The 16650-nt window shown below is 70.5% G+C and carries 14 protein-coding genes; 11 read left to right on the top strand and 3 right to left on the bottom strand.

The features are described 5' to 3' along the window. Positions 1–5: 5 nt before the first annotated feature. Positions 6–716 (bottom strand): tRNA-dependent cyclodipeptide synthase, encoded by a 711-nt coding sequence (locus ACFVXC_RS42055; RefSeq protein WP_389917070.1) that lies wholly within the window; start codon positions 714–716, stop codon positions 6–8. Between the two features lie 345 nt (positions 717–1061). Between ACFVXC_RS42055 and ACFVXC_RS42050 the strand changes: the two genes are divergently transcribed. Continuing rightward, positions 1062–2402 (top strand): FG-GAP repeat domain-containing protein, encoded by a 1341-nt coding sequence (locus tag ACFVXC_RS42050; protein WP_389917068.1) that lies wholly within the window; start codon positions 1062–1064, stop codon positions 2400–2402. A gap of 86 nt (positions 2403–2488) precedes the next feature. Here the strand turns inward: ACFVXC_RS42050 and ACFVXC_RS42045 are convergent, their stop codons facing one another. Then, positions 2489–6262, bottom strand: coding sequence for a CHAT domain-containing protein (locus tag ACFVXC_RS42045; RefSeq protein ID WP_389917066.1), 3774 nt, complete (start codon positions 6260–6262; stop codon positions 2489–2491). An 81-nt stretch (positions 6263–6343) separates the two neighbouring features. Between ACFVXC_RS42045 and ACFVXC_RS42040 the strand changes: the two genes are divergently transcribed. Beyond that, the gene (locus ACFVXC_RS42040) at positions 6344–6739 is read left to right on the top strand and encodes a hypothetical protein (RefSeq protein WP_389917064.1); all 396 of its coding nucleotides are present in this window, start codon (positions 6344–6346) and stop codon (positions 6737–6739) included. Between the two features lie 10 nt (positions 6740–6749). Continuing rightward, positions 6750–7673 carry a hypothetical protein gene (locus ACFVXC_RS42035; RefSeq protein ID WP_389917062.1) on the top strand — a complete coding sequence of 308 codons (924 nt, stop codon included), beginning with the start codon at positions 6750–6752 and terminating at the stop codon, positions 7671–7673. A 91-nt stretch (positions 7674–7764) separates the two neighbouring features. Here ACFVXC_RS42035 and ACFVXC_RS42030 read toward each other — a convergent pair whose 3' ends face one another. After that, on the bottom strand, positions 7765–8343 hold the full coding sequence (locus tag ACFVXC_RS42030) for a dihydrofolate reductase family protein (RefSeq protein WP_389917060.1): 579 nt from the start codon (positions 8341–8343) through the stop codon (positions 7765–7767). A 184-nt stretch (positions 8344–8527) separates the two neighbouring features. On the opposite strand from ACFVXC_RS42030, the gene ACFVXC_RS42025 reads away from it, so the two are divergent. The 8 genes from ACFVXC_RS42025 to ACFVXC_RS41990 all read left to right on the top strand — a co-directional run bounded on the left by ACFVXC_RS42025 (position 8528) and on the right by ACFVXC_RS41990 (position 16590). After that, positions 8528–9037 carry an NUDIX domain-containing protein gene (locus ACFVXC_RS42025; protein WP_389917058.1) on the top strand — a complete coding sequence of 170 codons (510 nt, stop codon included), beginning with the start codon at positions 8528–8530 and terminating at the stop codon, positions 9035–9037. Between the two features lie 824 nt (positions 9038–9861). Next, positions 9862–11112 carry an ATP-binding protein gene (locus tag ACFVXC_RS42020; RefSeq protein ID WP_389917056.1) on the top strand — a complete coding sequence of 417 codons (1251 nt, stop codon included), beginning with the start codon at positions 9862–9864 and terminating at the stop codon, positions 11110–11112. Next, a complete protein-coding gene (locus ACFVXC_RS42015) occupies positions 11109–11954 on the top strand; it encodes a roadblock/LC7 domain-containing protein (RefSeq protein WP_389917054.1) in 846 nt (281 codons plus the stop codon). The genes ACFVXC_RS42020 and ACFVXC_RS42015 overlap by 4 nt, the downstream gene beginning before the upstream one ends. Continuing rightward, the gene (locus ACFVXC_RS42010; protein WP_389917052.1) at positions 11947–12330 is read left to right on the top strand and encodes a DUF742 domain-containing protein; all 384 of its coding nucleotides are present in this window, start codon (positions 11947–11949) and stop codon (positions 12328–12330) included. The genes ACFVXC_RS42015 and ACFVXC_RS42010 overlap by 8 nt, the downstream gene beginning before the upstream one ends. Positions 12331–12333: 3 nt before the next feature. Beyond that, a complete protein-coding gene (locus tag ACFVXC_RS42005; protein WP_389917050.1) occupies positions 12334–12894 on the top strand; it encodes an ATP/GTP-binding protein in 561 nt (186 codons plus the stop codon). 196 nt (positions 12895–13090) lie between these two features. Next, the gene (locus ACFVXC_RS42000) at positions 13091–14479 is read left to right on the top strand and encodes a cytochrome P450 (RefSeq protein WP_389917048.1); all 1389 of its coding nucleotides are present in this window, start codon (positions 13091–13093) and stop codon (positions 14477–14479) included. 93 nt (positions 14480–14572) lie between these two features. Continuing rightward, positions 14573–15820 (top strand): cytochrome P450, encoded by a 1248-nt coding sequence (locus tag ACFVXC_RS41995; protein WP_389917046.1) that lies wholly within the window; start codon positions 14573–14575, stop codon positions 15818–15820. Next, entirely contained in the window at positions 15817–16590 is a 774-nt protein-coding gene (locus ACFVXC_RS41990; RefSeq protein WP_389917044.1) for an enoyl-CoA hydratase/isomerase family protein, read from the top strand. The genes ACFVXC_RS41995 and ACFVXC_RS41990 overlap by 4 nt, the downstream gene beginning before the upstream one ends. The last annotated feature ends 60 nt before the right edge of the window (positions 16591–16650 follow it).

Here is a 16650-nt window from a genome sequence, read left to right as displayed (position 1 = left end):
GGGGATCAGTCGCGGCAGACGACGATGGAGTAGCCCTGTTCGTCGGCCGGGCGCAGCAGCCCTGTGGGGCGATCGGAGAACAGCAGTCGGCCCAGTGCCAGAACGGTGTGGTAGCAGTGGACGGACGAGGCGACGCCCAGGATGCGCGGAGTGTCGACGAAGAACGGCAGCTCGGCGTCGATGTACTCAAGTGCCGCCTGGACCTGTGTGGGAGAAGGCAGCGCGCCGGCCTCCAGCCGTTGGACGAGGAACTGGTGGGCCATGCCGTCCCGGACGGACCGCAGCTCCATGTCGGTCCGCAGCGCGGACCCGGCCTGTGCCCGCACCTGCTGGTATCCGGGCTGGTCCAGGAAAGAGGACAGCGGCCGCACCCGCACCCGCACAGCGGCCGGACCGATGTCCTCCAAGGCGCCCTCGATGCGGCGGCGGACCCCGCGGAGCTGCTTGGCGGCACTCCGGCGTGCGGCCGAGCGCTCGTACCCGAAAGCCTCCAGTGCTGCCTCCAGGGCGACGTCGGCATGCACCACGTCCACGACGGTGAACCGGTCCGCCGCCCATGCCAGCGCCCTGGCCAGGCGCCGGCGGTTGAAGTAGCTGTTTCCCGTGCTCACCCCGAACAACGCGTGGTCCCCGCGCCGGAGAATACTTTCGCTGCGTGCCCCAAGGGGCAGAACATCCAGTGTGAGCCCGGTCAGGGGCGGTCCGTTCGGGGGCAACGTGGCTCCTCGCTGTCACCTACGAATATGCGAAACGAACATGCCCACGGTGAGTGACAAGAATGCCGTCAATACCCCTATTGGATGACGTTGAGTAATTGTGCGACTGCGCTGGGGAGTCGGCGTGACCCGTCCCGTGGGGAGGTCCATGCGGATGACGGTGCGTGTTTTCGCCGTGTGAACCCCAGTCGGTCGCTGCCGCGTTCCGGCTGGAAGGAGCCCTGGCGCACCGCCGTAGGTACCCATGGGCCGGAGCGGGGGAGGGTGAGGCCGTCGTGCATCACCCTCGTAACAGAATGATCAGTTTCCTTGTGCGGGCCGCGATCACGCCCGTGAAGTGGGCTGATGCACTTTCCGACAGCAGGCGGACCGTTCTTCCGCCACCTGCGCATGTGGCACGCCGTGCTGGCCTCCCTCGTAGTGGTGGCGGTGGTGGTGGCGTTCCTCGTCCTTCGCCCGTCCGACGGCGTGCGCTCGGTGCCCAACAGCCCCTGCCGGCCGACTGATTCGGCGCGCGAGGACACGCCCGCCATCCCCGACCTCGATGGCGACGGATCCGCCGACCTGGTGTACGAGAGCGCCGACAGGGTGCCTGACTTCGACGTGATCATCGTGCCCGGTTCCGAGCAGGGGCCGGACCACGACCGCGCGACCGTCCTCAGCCGCGACGACCTCGGTGTGCCCGACGACATCCAGACGATCGACGACCAGTGGCGGCCCACGGTCGCTGACCTGGACGAGGACGGCCATGCCGACCTTGTCTACAGCGGCGCCGCCCAGGTGCTGTGGGGAGGCCCCGAGGGTCCGCAGGCCGGCGGACCGCACGGGCGCGTCCCACTGCCGGGCGGCGGGAACTTCGACGCGCCGACCGCAGGAGACTTCGACGGGGACGGCCATACCGACCTCGCGGTCTTCAGGTCCTCGGCCAAGGGTGACGAACTGGTCGTACTCAAGGGACCGTTCAAGCGCTCCGGCGCGCCCGCCCGAACCGTGGAGATCCCCAGTCCGATCACCGAGAACGCGTCCCCGGTGCTGGCCTCGGGGGACGCGAACGGCGACCGTGCCACCGATCTGGCGCTCTACGACTCCCCTTACGATCCGCCCCTGCTGTTCACCGGCGGCGCCCGTACCTCCAGCGGCCTGAGCAAGGAACCCGAGCGACTGCCGGAGGGCGAGAACGTCGTCTTCGGCGACTTCGACGGCGACGGGCGGCAGGACGTCGCCGTCGGCCGGAGCTTCGTCGACAGTTACGACGATGTCGACACACCCGACCGGCGCGGCCAGGTCCGCGTCCGCTACGGGAAGGAGCCGGGGAAGTGGGTCACCATTGAGGGCGGCGACTTCAAGGAAGGCTTCGGCACCACGCTCGCCGCCGGAGACTTCAACGGCGACGGCTGCGACGACCTGGCCGTGCAGCTCACCAAGAAGAAGGAGACGGGGGACGCGCGGATCGAGGTGCTGCGGGGCGGCTCCGAGGACGGGCTCGGGTCGAAGCCCTGGCGTGCCACCAAGCGCCCCGTATCGGGCGACGGCGGCAACGGCTCGCTCTTCGACGTCCAGGACTGGGACGGCGACGGCCGCGCGGAACTGACCCTTTTCGGCACGGACCGATGGTGGATCACCGACGGAACGGCCCGCGACGAGGCATCCTTCCCGAACGTCCCCAGCAAGGAACAAGGTTCGTAGGCACCTGCTCGTTGTCCCGGGCCATGTAGTCCCTCCAGGGGGCCCGGTCCTCCTCTCCGGTCGCCTTGTCGGGGACAGGCGAGTCATCAGGGCCCCGCGTGTACCTGGCACGCCCACAGGCTGGGCGTCTGGGGATAGGTGTCGCGCAGGGTGCGTACGGCGCGGTGCAGGGCCTCGGCCGTGCGGGCGACGTCGAGTGTGCCGTCGCCCCTGTTCAGGGTGTCGTACACGCCGAGCGCGACTTCCGCCCCGATCACGTCGTCGACGTGCCACAGGGAGCCGACGACATGGGGGAAGCCGGCCATCTGGAAGGCGCTGACGATGTGGACGGCCTCGTCGGCGAGTTCGGGGCTGGTGCGCAGGGTGTCGCAGGCGGACAGGTAGGCGAGCCGGACCGACGGCAGCCGCAGTCGGGCCAGGTCGCGGACGGTCAGCGGGCGTTCGGTGTGGTCGTGCAGGACGAGCCGGCTGCCGGAGGCGCGTTCCAGGTCGCCCAGGGCGTGGCAGGCGAAGTGGGCGTAGGCGTGGCGGGGCAGGGCGGAGACGACCGCGGAGTGTGTGGCGGAGGCATCCGCGAGCAGCGTGGCCCGGGGGAGCAGCCGGGCCAGGTGGTCGGCCTCGCGGCGTGCGCCGGGGAGCGGCGCCCGTCCGGTGGCCTGCGCGACGCTGACGACGAGGGTTCCGGTGCCCGCCGGGCGGGCGGCGCGGCGGCGGGCGTGGCGCAGGGCGCGCAGGGTCGGCGTGTACGAGGAGACCACCCGGTCCAGGGCGCCCGGAGCGGTGCCCGCGGGCGCCGCCGCGTGCAGCGGCAGCGTGCCCAGGAGGCCGCCGGGCGACCACCACACGCGGGTTGCCGCGGGGAGGCGGTCGAGGACCGGGCCGGTGACCGCCTGCCACAGCCAGGCGAGGGTTTCCCGTACGTCCTGCTGCGCGCGCCGCGACTGCTTGTGGGAGGTCCCGGGTGTCTCGATGCGGATCAGCGCGTCCTGGAATGTCCGCCGACGTGTTGCCGTCGTCCGTGGGTCGAGACCCGGGAGAGGAACGGCGTCGATGGAGTGCTCGGCGACGACCAGGGCGTCGCTGCCGTACGGGGAGACGTTGACCAGGACCACCGGACCCGCCGCGGCCGTGGCGCGCAGTTCGTCCTCCTCCCAGTCCCGCACCGGACGCAGCAGGCCCAGTTCGGGATGCTCGGCACGGATCCGGGCGGTGAGGTCCCGCCACTCGGCGGCCAGCCGCTGCCGTACATCGGCGCGGGCGTCGGCGGGGCCGGACGGTTCCTCCGCCAGGAACGCCTGGCTGCCGGTCGCCGTGTCGAGGGCATCCCGGAGCTCCTCGAAGCGGTCGGCGAGGCCGGGGGCGCTCTCCCGGAGCCGCGTCAGATCGCTGTCTGCGTCGAAGGCGTGGGAGAGGATCACGCCCCTCGCCTGTTCGAGCAGCCCGACCGCGAGTCCGGGCCGGCCGCAGCGCACCGCGCAGGCAGCGGCGGCGGCGCCGAGCCCGACGGTACGGCTCAGCAGGAACTCCTGGTCGTCGCGGACGAGATGGCGGGGCGCGACAGAGTGCAGCAGATCGACCGCCACGACATAGCCGTCCAGGGCCCCGCCCCAGTCACCCAGCTCCGCTCGGACCTCGCCCCAGGACCGAGCCGCGTCCAGGCGCAGGACCGGCGCGCACTGCCGCTCCAGGGCCGCTTGCTGGAACCGTTCGGCCGCCTCGACCAGGGCGGCTCGGCGGGGACGGCGGCGGGGCCCCAGGCCGCGCAGGGCGCCACCGAGGTTCGACAGGCGCTGCGTGCGCGTGGGGTGGCCGGGCGGAGTGGCCTCGACCGCCCGGCGGTACAGCGAGACCACCTCGTCCCGGGCGGCCGACGACAGCAGGGTACGGGGGCTCAGGAGCCGTGTGCCCGCTGCCACCGTGAGGGCACCGGGCAGGTAGGGGGAGTTCGGGGGCAGTGCCGTGATCACCGCGTCGGTCAGCTCGCGGGCCTCGCGGGCCTCGTCGATCCGCATCGTCTTCGAGACGCGGATCATCAGGGCGGCGGCGAGGTTGTGGCGGCGCCGGGGCAGCATCGGGTCGCCCTCCGGGGTGAGGGCGAGCGCCTCCCTCAGGAGCCGTACCGCCTCGTCGAGTCGGGCCACGGGGTCGGGGACACGCTCGAAGCCCGCGAAGAGGCCGAGCCCGGTCGAGCTCAGCAGCGCCGCCCGGTGTGCCGGGCCCATGCCGGGCAGTTCGAACGCCCGTCGTCGGCACTCCTGGGACTCCCGCAGGTCGTCGCCGTCCTCGGTCAGCAGGTGCCGCAGACTCAACGCGGCACCGAGGTTGAGCAGCCGCAGTCCCAGCGACCCGTGCCCCTCCCGGGTGAGTGCCACCGACTCGCGATGAGCCAGCACGGCATCGTTCAACTCCTCCGGCTTTCCGGAGCGTTGATAGCAGGCGACCAGTACCAGGCCCATGTCGTCGAGCGCTACGGGACGGTCGGGACGGCCCGGCGGCAGGAGCGCCTCGGCGTGCCGCAGTTGGCGCAGGGCCTCGTCCAGATCCGCCCCGTTCGCCTCCGGGTCGAGCAGGTAGCTGTTGTACAGGGCCATCGCGGGGGCCATGAGCGGCAGTTGCGGGCCGCCCGCCGCCTCCACGGAGGCCAGGGAACGGTCATGGAGGTCGAGCGCCCCGTCCAGATCGGCCCGGGAGCCGGTCGCGACCGAGCGGGCGCGCAGAGCGTTGCCCAGTGCGTTGCGCAGGGCCGCGGTCTCTCCTGGATCCCTGACCGCCCGCAGGGCCTCGGTGAACACGACGATCGCCTCGTCCAGATCCGCCGCGCGGCCGGTGTGGTGCGCCCTGAGGACGAGCGCCATGCCCAGGTCGTGACCCGCAGCCGCGGGTCCCTTCGGATGGCCGGGGCCGGCCCGGCGGCACACGTCCACCGCCTCGTCGCACTCCTCTGGCGTCGCCCCCTCCACCTGCCGCAACAGCACAAGCGCTGCCCCCAGGGCGCTGAGGCAGTGGGGCAGATGGGGGTCGCCGGGCGGCAGTTGGGCCAGTACGTCCCGCGCGATGCCCACCGCCTCGTGCAGGTCCTCGGCATCGTGCGAGTCCAGGTAGCGGTCCAGGAGCCGACGGCCCAGACCGTCGAGAACGAGGGGCCGTTCGGGGGAGTCGGCCGGGATCCGCTTGAGGGCACCGTGGACGAACCGGACCGGATCAGCGTCCGCCAGCTCCCCGAACGGCCAGGTCGCCCCCGCGAGGGTCACGATGGCGGCCACACCTCTGAGCCGGCCCGGGAACCAGGGGTCGTACTCCGGTGTCGCGAGGACGGCGAGGCTGCCGAGCCCGATCACGGTGGCGAGCCGGGCCTCGTGCGAGAGCGGCATGGCGGCCAGCACCACGGCCAGCTCGTGGAGTCGGCGCACGGCTTCGGAGGCGTCCGGCGGCGGGTTGTGCTGTCGCCCCTCCACCACGATCTCGAACGCGGCGACCTGGGCCGCCCACTCGTCGGGGCCGTCCGCGTCCGCAGGGTCGGGGTGCACGGCGGGATCGTTGGACGCGTAGCCCGCCGCCAACTCCGGTGGCACCAGCCCCGGGTCGGCGACCCACACCGGGTAGAGCAGTGTCCCGGACATGCACCCGTGGACGGCGCGGTCGTCCCCGGGGTCGGCCATCGCACGGGCGGCGCAGAGCCAGCCGGCCGCGTGCCGGGCCTCCATGTCGGTCTTCGTGTCGCAGGTCCGTAGCAGTCCCCGCAGTTCGGCATCCGCGACAGGACCGAGCACCACGTCCGCGTCCACACTCCCGTCCGCCGTCTCGGCCCGGTCGAGGCGCACACGAACCGCCTGAAGGAACCACTCCCGGTCGTACCTCACGCCTGCGCTCCCCCCGGACGTCGCCTCCGACGGCGCGTCAACTCACCCTTAACTCTGCCTGATTTACGGCACACTTGGACCATGACCGCATCTCCCGATCTTCCCCGGCCCGACCGCAGGGCGGCAGCGGCGCTGTGCGCGCTGCTCGGCTCGCCGGAGGGCCTGCGGCAGCCCGGGGTCCGGGAGACGGCCGAGCGGGCAAGGGACTTGCTGCGGTCAGGCGCGGGCTCCGACGAACTCGCCGCCTGCTTCGGTGCCCTGGACATGGTGCTGCGCCGGACCGGGGACGCACGCGGCCTCGTCAACGATTCCAGGGGCGGGGAGGCCCCCGGCGTCACGCCCCACATCAAGGTGGCCGTATGCCCGGGACCGGCCCAGTGCACCCGTGTCGCGCGGGCCCGCGACCTGCTCCCGGCTCCGCACTGCGCCGTCAACGACACTCGTATGCTCAAGGGCCGACTGGGCCCCGCACAGTGACCCCGCCCGCATGAATCCTCTCCTCGCCACCCTGGGCGGCAAACTCACCGAGCGCTGGCTGAACCTGCTGGTCCTCCCCGGCGCCCTCTTCCTCGCCGCTACGGCCGTCGGCACCACCCTGGGACACCGCCACTGGAACGACATCGACCGGCTGCGCACCACCCTGGACGACCTCGCCACCCGCCCCGCCCTCGACCGCACCGGGACCGCCGCACTCCTGGTCGCCCTCGTCCTGCTCACCGCGACCGCGGCCTCACTCGCCGCGCAGTTCCTCGGCGGTGTGATCGAGCAGTACTGGCTGCGCTTCGCCCGCGACCCGCTGTCGCACGCGCTCGTCGACCGGCGCAGGCGGAAGTGGGGGCGCCGCGAGCAGGAGCTCGACGCGGCCTACCCCGTCACGCGCACCGACGCCGAGGACGGCGACGGGGTGCCGACCCCGGCCGAGACCTTCGCTCGGATCCAGGCGCTCACCGACGCCCGCAACCGCGTAGCGCTGCGCAAACCCACCCGCCCCACCTGGTACGGCGACCGCATGCAGGCGACGGCAGACCGCGTGGAGGCCGCCTACGGCGTGGACCTCGCCGCTCTCTGGCCCCGCCTGTGGCTGATCCTCCCCGAACCCGCCGTACGCCACATCCAGTCGGCGCACGACTCCTTCAGCGCCGCCGCCCGCCTCGCCGCCTGGGCCGTGGGCTACGCCTTGCTCGCCTGCTGGTGGTGGCCGGCCGCGCTGGTCGCTGTCGGCTGCGCAGCGGTCGCCCGCTCCCGCGCCCGCGGCGCCCTGGACGCGCTCGCCGGGCTCATCGAGGCCGCCGTCGACGTCCACGGCAGGGAACTGGCCGGGCGGGTCGGTCTGATGGGGGCGGACTCGGCGGGGCTGCTCGGCCATGAGGCGGGGGACCGGATGTCGGAGCTGTTCAGGAAGGCCGAATGAGGGGGGGGCCAGGCACAGGGCCGTCGCAGCCAGTACTCCGAGGGCCAGGTATCAGAAGCTCGTCCTGGCCGGGTGGGGTGCGTGGACGGCTTCAGGCATGCAACGTGGGCCGGTAGGTGAGCTCTTGGATGTTGCCGTCGAGGGTCCGGCTGTCGAGCAGTTCGAGGTCGAAGTCGGCCGCGCCTCGGAAGATCGGGTGATCACCGGTCTGACCGGTGATCACGGGAAAGAGTGTCACCTGGACGCGGTCGACCAGGCCGGCGGCCATCAGCGCCCGGTTCAGCGACAGGCTGCCGTGCGAGCGCAACGGCACCTCGGACTCCTTCTTGAGCCGGGCGACGATGTCGACGGCGTCACCGCTCGCGACGGTCGCGCCCGGCCAGTCGAGAGGTCCATCCAGGGTGGTCGAGACCACTGTCGCAGGCAGGTTCATCATCCGGGCGACCCAGGGGTCACGCCCTGACTCCTCGAAGGCCGGGGTCAGTACCTGCGCGAACGCCCGATAGGTGTTGGCCCCGAGGACCATCCGCTGCTCGGCCTCGTACAGGGAGAGGCGGTGGTCGAGCAGTTCGGGGCCTTGCTTGCCCCAGTAGCCGCCCCAGTCGGGGCTGCTGGGGCGGCCGTAGCCGTCGAGGGTGGAGAAGACGTCAAAGGTGTAGGTGGCGGTCATGATGCTCTCCTCGGCTGCTGTGGTTGAGCGGATACGTGGGCTTAGACGGGAAACCAGGGCGAAAGTCATCGCTGTTTGAAGGCGGGCGGGTAAGGAGCTGTGCCGCGCATGGACGTAGGGGCTCCTGATAGCTCGGTAGTCGGCCCGAGGGGTGCTGTCAGTGGGCTCCGCGATGGTGTGCGTCATGGACGAAGTCGTGGAACGTGTCGATGCGCGGGACCGTGTGCTGGGGCCGGTGAGTCGCAGAGACGCCGTCCGGGAGGGCTGGCTGCACCGGATCGCCGTGGTCGTGTGTCACGACCGGCGGGGTCGGGTCCTTGTCCATCGGCGTGCTGAACAAGTGCCCCGATTCCCGGGGTATTACGAGGTCGGAGTCGGTGGAGCCCTGGGAGTCGGGGAGTCTTATGAGCAGGCAGCCACCCGTGAGCTGGGCGAGGAGCTGGGGGTGTCGGCGGCAGTGCGCTTTCGGTTCAAGTTCCTCAACCGAAGCGGGCTGAGCCCTTACTGGCTCGGGGTGTGCGATGCCGTCGTTCCGCGGGCCGTCATGCCGAACTCAAATGAGGTCGCCTGGCACGGCTGGCTGAGTGAGTCCGATCTGCCGCGGATCCTTCAGGAGTGGACTTTCACCCCCGACAGTCCAGAACTTCTGGATCGGTATTTCGCTGGTCGTGCCGATAGGACGCCGGCGCAGTGACTGTGCTCTTGAGCTGGGTCAGCGGGACGAAGGCGTCGCTTGTTCCGAGTTCTCGCGAGGTAGGCCGCGCGAGCAGCCCAGGCCCAGGCCCAGTCCCAGTCCCAGTCCCAGTCCCAGTCCCAGTCCCAGTCCCTGGCCCAGGCCCAGGCCCAGGCCCAGGACGAGGCCGTGGCCGTCCGGCTCGACGGTGACGCCGCTGGGCGGCCCGACCGGAGGGGCCCTTCTTCCTCGCCTGGTGATGAGCTGCTTGGCGCGCGCCAGGCCGCCTGGCGAGCGACGAGCGTGCTCGTGCCGACGCCGCCCCTGTCGACGCTGCGAGCGACGGCTTCCGGGCCTCCGCGTCATCACATTGTTCATCTACATGACTGTAGATTCAAGCCAACTTCCGATGTCTCACCGGCCGGAAATAGTCGCTGGGGAGTGGCGCGCCGGGCCGTCGACACCTCGTCCCCTCTCGGGATAAGTCGGATTTTCAACTTTCGGCCGGACGGTGCCGACGTCTGTCGGCGCGCTGCCGAAGTGTGGACATCGAGCCTGGTGGCGGGGGCATATCGGATGACTGCCGCTGTCGCGGGCAGGCGTTCACCCGCGAAAAAACTCCCGGATTCCCGGCCGCGGCAAGGGCGTATCCGCGGGGGATCTGAGGGGTGATCACGGTGATAGCATCCCCGCATTCGTGATCTTGATCCACTCGTCCCGCGCGCCTCTTTGCGATGCGCCCCCTGTGTGTGCATCGCCTGTCGGGCGATGCTCTGGGCCGTGTGGCCGGCCCTGACGAAGTGCATCTGTCGCTCACTGCTGGCCATGCGCCGAGAAAGGTTTCCATGACACAAGACGCACTGGTGTGGTGCCTGGTTGTGATTGCGGCGATATCCGTCGCCGCCGTCGTGGCACTCACCGCCCGCAGTAGAGCCCTCGCGGCGAAGAAGCAGCAGACAGAAGCCGAACTGCGACAGCAGTTGAGCACTCTGAACGGCCAGCTTCACGTCTCCCGCGTCGAGTTGCAGAGGATCTGGGACGAGCGCGACGGCGCCATCCTGGAGGCGAAGGAAGCAGCAGAGGAGAACACCAAGGCGGTCCTCAAGGGCGCCGCCAGCTTCCTGCAGAGCCTCGCGGCCGAGCAGACCACGCTGCTGGACGGCGTTCAGCGGCGCTACGGAGGCCACGCCGTCCTCAGTGACCTTCTTGACGTGAACCACGCCAACGCCCAGATGGCGCGCAAGGCCCAGGGCATCGCCGTGATGTGCGGCGCGCCCCTCGGCCGTCGCAACAGGGCGGCCAGCGTCTACGACGTGGTGCGCAGCGCCCAGGGCCAGATCCGGAACTTCAACCGGGTCGCCATCATGCAGCAGACCGGTCTCGCGCTGAAGGCGTCCGCGGTCGCGCCCGTAGCACTCGCCGTGGCCGAACTCCTTGACAACGCTGCCAGCTTCTCCCAGCAGGACGCGCCGATCGAGGTGACCTTCCAGCGCATCCAGAACAACCTGTGCATCGTCATCGACGACGCCGGCGTCAGCATGGGCGACGAGGACCGGCAGCGGGCGACCGCGCTGCTCTCCGGCACCGACGTCCCCCGCTTGTCGCAGCTCGGCAACCAGCCCAAGTTCGGTTTCCCCGTCATCGGCCTGATCGCCCGTCAGTACGGCTTCAAGGTGGATGTCACCGGAGTCTCGCGGTACGGCGGTGTCCGTGCCGTCGTCCTGCTGCCCGAGGAGCTGTGGACCATGGAGGATACGCAGCAGCCGCAGGCCGCGGAGGCGCCTGTCAGCCCCATCCGCAGGACCCAGCCGCCCGAGCCGCCCGAGCAGATCGAGCAGGTCCAGCAGGTCGAGCAGGTCGAGCAGGCTGAGACGCCTGCCGCGCCCCCCAGGCGCACGGTGCACGGTCTGCCGAAGCGGGGGGCACGCCAGTCGCCGGTCGCGAGCGTGCCCGACGCCGCTGCCCCCCGGCCAGCGTTCCCGGCCGCCGGTGGAGTGCCGCGCACCGCGGGCCGCGGCCTGGGCGCCTTCCAGAAGGGAACGATGTCGGGCCGCAACCTCGACACAGCGCCGGCCGAAGGGTCTGAAGACGAATGACCGCAGACCTGTCCTGGATGCTCCAGGACATTGTGCAGAACGTGCCCCGGGCGCGACACGCAGTCCTGTTGTCCGCCGACGGCCTTCCCCGCGGCTCCACGGAGGGTCTGGGCCCCAAGGACGTGGGAACCATCTCCGCGGCCATGGCCGGTATGCAGTCCCTCAGCCGGGCCACCGCCCACTTCGCCGGTACGGCGAAGGACGGGCAGTGGAGTCAGACGGTCATCGAGTTCTCGCACGGCTGGATCTTCCTGATCGGGGCCGGCCAGGGCGCCTACCTCGCTGCGGCCGCCGAGCCCGACGTGGACATGCAGCAGATCTCCTTCCGCATGCACCGGCTGGTGGCCAGGCTGGGCAACAACCTCACCTCGGCGCCCAGAATCCAGGCGGACGAGGCGTCGGCGGGAGGCTCCGACGATGCGGCCCGGCACGGGGCCAACGGTGGATCGGGTTTCGTGCTGCCCGCCCTGGACCGGGCGATCGCAGACGTACGAGGCGCCCGGCATGCCGTGCTCCTGGGTGGCGACGGACTGCCGCGCGGGGCGACCGCGGGGATGACCCGGGACCTGGCGGACACCATCTCCGCCGCCATGACCGGCATCCACGCTTACAGCAGGGTGACGGCGCAGTTCGCGGGTGCCGTCGAGGATGTCGCGTGGCAGCAGACGGTCATCGAGTTCTCGCACGGCTGGATCTTCCTGATCGCCGCGGGCGGAGGGGCCTTCCTCGCCGCGGCCGCGGAACACGACTGCGACATCGAAGAGTTCACCACCCGGCTCCAGGAAGTGGTGCCCGAGCTGACCGCGCAGTCCGCGCACGGAGAGGGAGCCGGCGATGTCTGAGGACCCGGACGAAGGACTGGAACTGACCTCCCCGTTAGTGCCACTCTTCGTGATCACGAACGGGCGAGCCCTGCCCCCGGACCACCAGTACGAACACACCGCCCTGGTGACGGCCGTCCGCGACGCCGAGACAGCCGTGCGCGCGCTGTCCCCGGAAGCGCGCACAGTCATCGACCTGGTGGCCAACGGATTCCTGTCCGTGGCCGAAGTGGCCGGGTACACCCACCTGCCGCTGGGCGTCGTGCGCATCCTCCTTGCGCAGTTGGAGGAGGGCGGCCTGATCCTCGTCAGAAAACCCATACCGCGCGCCGAACGGGTCGACAGGGAACTGGTCAGCGCCGTCCTCAATGGCCTGAAGAACCGATTCGGAGCGTGACTCTTGTACCTGGATCCAGATGTCTCCCATGCGGTGAAGATCCTCATTGTGGGGCACTTCGGGGTCGGGAAGACCACCTGCATCGGCGCCCTCTCCGAGATCGAGCCGCTGCGGACCGAGGAGGAGATCACCGAGGCCAGCGTCGGCTTCGACGACCTCTCCGGCACGCCGAACAAGACGACCACGACCGTGGCCATGGACTTCGGCCGCCTCAGCCTCAGTGACACCCTCGTTCTCTACCTGTTCGGCACACCCGGGCAGGAGCGCTTCAAGGAGATGTGGGAAGAGCTGTCGCGCGGTGCCCTCGGCGCGCTGGTCCTCGTCGATCCCGAGCGCCTGGACGAGTCGTTCCCCGTTCTTGACCTCGTGGAGCGGTTCGGCCTGACGTACGCGATCGGCGTCAATCACTTCGACGGCACCGTCGACTACCCCCTCGACGAAGTGCACGAGGCGCTGAACCTCTCGCCGGAGACCCCGGTCATCAGATGCGACGTACGCGACGATCAGTCCGCGGCGCAGGCACTCATCACCCTGGTGCAGCACCTCATGTCCCTGCTCGCCTAGGGCCTGTCCGGCGGACCATGCCGCGGGCGCGGGGTCTGGTGCGCACATCTGCGGCGTTGTCCTCCATCACCATCGCTTCGCGATGCCTCAGTCGTCCGCCTCGCAGCCGCACGCACCAGACCCCGCTGCCAGCACCGACAAGTGACCGTCACCCACACGCGGCCTGATCCGCCGGACAGGCCCTAGGAGCCCCGGAATGCAACAGCCCTCAGAGACCTCGTACATACCGCCGGGCTGCCCCGCGCACGAGAACCTTCACCTTTACGGTCCCTCGTTCGGAGCCGACCCCGACGGTCACTACGCGCACCTGCGCGCGACCGGCCCCAGCGCCCCCGTGGACATCGCCCCTGACGTCCAGGTCGAGCTGGTCACCAGCTATGACGCGGCCCTGCACATCCTGCACAACCCCGCGTCCTTCTTGCGCGACTCCCGGCGCTGGAACGCGCTGAACGAGGGTCGCGTCCCGGCCGACAGTCCGGCCCTGCCGATGATGGGCTACCGCCCGAACGCCCTCTTCAGCGACGGCGCGTCCCACGCCCGGCTGCGCCAGGTCGTGACCGACAGCCTCGCCACGGTCGACGAACGCCAACTCATCCGCCTCACGCAGCAGTCCGCCGACTACCTGATCAGCCAGTTCAGCACCGACCCCGGCGGCCAGACGGATCTCATGTCGGCCTACGCCGGGCCGCTGCCGCTGCTGATCTTCAGCCACCTGTTCGGCTGCCCGCCCGAGCTCGGCGACCGGGTGATCGCCGGGATCAGCGGCATCTTCGAGGGCACACCCGGTGCCGACGAGGTACTGGGCGGAGCACTCGCCGAGCTGATCGCACTCAAGCACCGCCATCCGGGCGCGGATCTGACGACTCGCCTGATGCAGCACCCTGCCGGGCTGAGCGACGAGGAGGTGCTGCACCAGCTCGTGACGCTGCTGTCCGGCGGAACGGCGCCCCTGGCGGCCACCATCGGCACCAGCAGCGCGCTGTACCTGGACGAGCAGTGGCAGACCGGCCTGCCGGTCGAGGGCGCCGTCTCCCAGACTCTGTGGAACTACGCCCCGATCGCCAACTACGCGGCCCACTACCCGACCCACGACGTCGAACTCGGCGGCAGGACCATCCGGGCCAACGACCCGGTGCTGATCTCCTTCGCCGCGGCCAACACCGACCCCAAGCTGAGCGTCCACCGTGAACAGCTCAGCGCGAAGGCGCACCTGGGCTTCGGAGCCGGGCCGCACGGCTGCCCCGCCAAGGATCCGGCGTTCATGATCGCGGTCACCGCCGTCGAGTCCCTGCTCAAGCGGCTGCCGGATGTCGAGCTGAGCCGGCCGTTCGCGGCCCTCGCCTGGGTGCCGTCGCCGTGGAGCCGCTCACTGGTGACGCTTCCCGTCCGTTTCACTTCGCGAAGGATTCCCTTTGCCGCGGGCGACTTCAGCCAGCAGCAGACGGCGGCCGGCGCCCAGCCGCCGGCCGCTCCCGCGGACGCGCTGCTCGCGCGGGGCGGCCAAGCAGATTCCGCTTCCGCCGCTCCGCGGCAGCGTAAAGGGGGCCTGTTCAGCCGGTTCGTGGCATGGACGAGAGGCGAGTGATCTAAGTAACTTCTTGAGGACAGTGGGTTATTGGATGGTTGAACGATCTTGTGGGTATCCATGGCGGCTGATGCTCAGAAAGGAGCCGTCGCCATGGGAATCGCCTCCTCCCGGCTGTACGACCGCCGGGCCGCCGTATCCCAGTTCTCTCGACTGCGAACCGCAAAGGGCCAGGCCGACCCCTTTCCCATCTACGCCGAACTCGCAGCAAGGGGCGAGGTCAGTCCTGCCCCTTGGGGTGGCTTCCTCGTCACCGGCTTCGACGTCTGCGACCAGATACTGAGGAGCCGCGATTGGCTCGAACCCGATGCACGCTGGCGAGAACGGCAGGGGCCGGGCACGCGTTGGAACGCTCCCTCCTCGCGGGAGATGAGCAACACCCTGCCCGGGCTCAACCCCCCGGACCACACGCGGGTCCGCCGGGCCGCCGGCGGCTTCGACCGCACCACCATCCAGGACATCGGCCGGACGCTCGAACGGGTGGTCGAGCGCCTGCTGGATTCCCTGGCCGAGCAACTGCGGGACGGCGAGGCTGATTTCGCCGCCCTGGTCAGCGAAGAACTGCCCATCGCGGCCATCGGGCTCTGGCTCGGTCTGCCGGCCGCGGACTGGCCACGCCTGCGCACGCTGACCCACGAGCAGGTCTTCACCCAGGAATTACTGCCCTCCGCCACGCAACTGGCCAGGTCGGACGCGGCCACCGTCGAACTGCGTGCCTACTTGGTCGACGTGGTCCGCAGTCGACGCACCCGGCCCGGGAGCGACCCCGTGTCCCGGTGGATACAGGCGTGGGACGCCATCGAGCCGGACCGCGCCGAGGCCGACGAACAGGTGTACCTGCTCACTCTGTTCATCATTCTGGCGGCCCTGGAGACCACCTCGACCCTGCTGTCGACGATGGCGCTGCGGCTCGTCGAACACCCGGATCGGTGGAACCTGATCGCCTCCTGCCCCGACCTCGTACCCGCATTCGTCGAGGAGGCACTCCGCTTCGATCCGCCCACCCATGTGATCAGCCGGGTGACCGCCCAGGACACGATCCTGGAAGGTTACGAGATCCGCCGGGACGAGATGGTTCACCTCATGGTGGCGGCGGCGCACCGTGATCCGGCCAAGCACAGCGACCCGGACCGCTTCGACCCGCTGCGCAAACCAGCCCATCTGGCCTTCAGCGGAGGCATCCACTACTGCCTCGGCGCCCCGCTGGCCCGGCTTGAGGCCCAGACCCTTCTCCGCCATCTGACACAGCGCCTTCCCCGTCTCGCTCTGGTCCGCCCCCCGGCGTGGGCGCCCCGAGTGGCGTTCCGGCGCCCGCTGAACTTGGACGTTACGCTCGCATGACAGAACAGAATCGTTTCTTCTCCGTGCCGTCCCGCAAGGCGATACGCGTCGAGCAGGACGGCCCGGTGCTCCATGTCCGCCTCAACCCCGCGGGGCAGGGCGATATGTTGAGCGTCGCCGTCCTCGACGACCTCATCGCGGTACTCGACGATCTCCACGAACGGCCCGACATCCGCATTCTGGTGCTGTCCTCGATGGGCGAGGACTTCAGCCTGGGGGCCGACCGCACCGAGTTCCAGGCGGCCATGGAGGCGGACCCGTCCGGCGCCGCCCTGCGCCGCATCGTGGACAAGGCCCACCGCCTGTGCCAGGCGTTCGAGCACACCCATGCGATCACCATCGCCCAGCTCCACGGCAGGATCATCGGAGCCGGTCTCGCGCTGGCCTCGTACTGCGACCTGCGCGCGGGCGCGGACACTTGCCGGTTCCGCATGCCGGAGGTCGGCGTCGGCCTGCCCCCGGCCTGGGGCGGCGCCATGGGCCGCCTGATCTCCGAAGCCGGAGCCGCCAGGATCCGTGAACTCATGCTCACCTGCGACACGTTCGACGCCACCACCGCGCACCGCATCTCGCTCCTGCACAAGGTGACCCCGCCCGACGCACTGGAACAGGCCGTCACCGCGTGGACCAGGCCGCTCGCGAGGCGCTCGCCCGAAGCCCTGATCATGACCAAGCGCATGCTGGCCGGCTACTCCCGGGCCGACCGCACCGCCGACATCACTCTCCTCGACTCACACCTCCTCGCCGCGCAGGCGACCCGCGCCCGCTGACCCGAGCGACCCGCAGTCCAGGCCCCGCGCAGCACCCCGGTCCGTACGGGGGTGCTGCGC

The sequence above is a fragment of the Streptomyces sp. NPDC058257 genome, from assembly GCF_042881845.1.
Taxonomy (GTDB): Bacteria; Actinomycetota; Actinomycetes; order Streptomycetales; family Streptomycetaceae; genus Streptomyces.
The sequence above is the reverse complement of the archived record's forward strand: the minus strand, read 5'-3'. Positions and strand labels throughout refer to the sequence as shown.

Excerpts from the sequence above, each read along its gene's own strand:
- ACFVXC_RS42050 (WP_389917068.1), top strand. The coding sequence starts at position 1,062 with ATGCACTTTCCGACAGCAGGCGGACCGTTCTTCCGCCACCTGCGCATG.
- ACFVXC_RS42040 (WP_389917064.1), top strand. The coding sequence starts at position 6,344 with ATGACCGCATCTCCCGATCTTCCCCGGCCCGACCGCAGGGCGGCAGCG.
- ACFVXC_RS42035 (WP_389917062.1), top strand. The coding sequence starts at position 6,750 with ATGAATCCTCTCCTCGCCACCCTGGGCGGCAAACTCACCGAGCGCTGG.
- ACFVXC_RS42030 (WP_389917060.1), bottom strand. The coding sequence starts at position 8,343 with ATGACCGCCACCTACACCTTTGACGTCTTCTCCACCCTCGACGGCTAC.
- ACFVXC_RS42025 (WP_389917058.1), top strand. The coding sequence starts at position 8,528 with ATGGACGAAGTCGTGGAACGTGTCGATGCGCGGGACCGTGTGCTGGGG.
- ACFVXC_RS42020 (WP_389917056.1), top strand. The coding sequence starts at position 9,862 with ATGACACAAGACGCACTGGTGTGGTGCCTGGTTGTGATTGCGGCGATA.
- ACFVXC_RS42015 (WP_389917054.1), top strand. The coding sequence starts at position 11,109 with ATGACCGCAGACCTGTCCTGGATGCTCCAGGACATTGTGCAGAACGTG.
- ACFVXC_RS42010 (WP_389917052.1), top strand. The coding sequence starts at position 11,947 with ATGTCTGAGGACCCGGACGAAGGACTGGAACTGACCTCCCCGTTAGTG.
- ACFVXC_RS42000 (WP_389917048.1), top strand. The coding sequence starts at position 13,091 with ATGCAACAGCCCTCAGAGACCTCGTACATACCGCCGGGCTGCCCCGCG.
- ACFVXC_RS41995 (WP_389917046.1), top strand. The coding sequence starts at position 14,573 with ATGGGAATCGCCTCCTCCCGGCTGTACGACCGCCGGGCCGCCGTATCC.
- ACFVXC_RS41990 (WP_389917044.1), top strand. The coding sequence starts at position 15,817 with ATGACAGAACAGAATCGTTTCTTCTCCGTGCCGTCCCGCAAGGCGATA.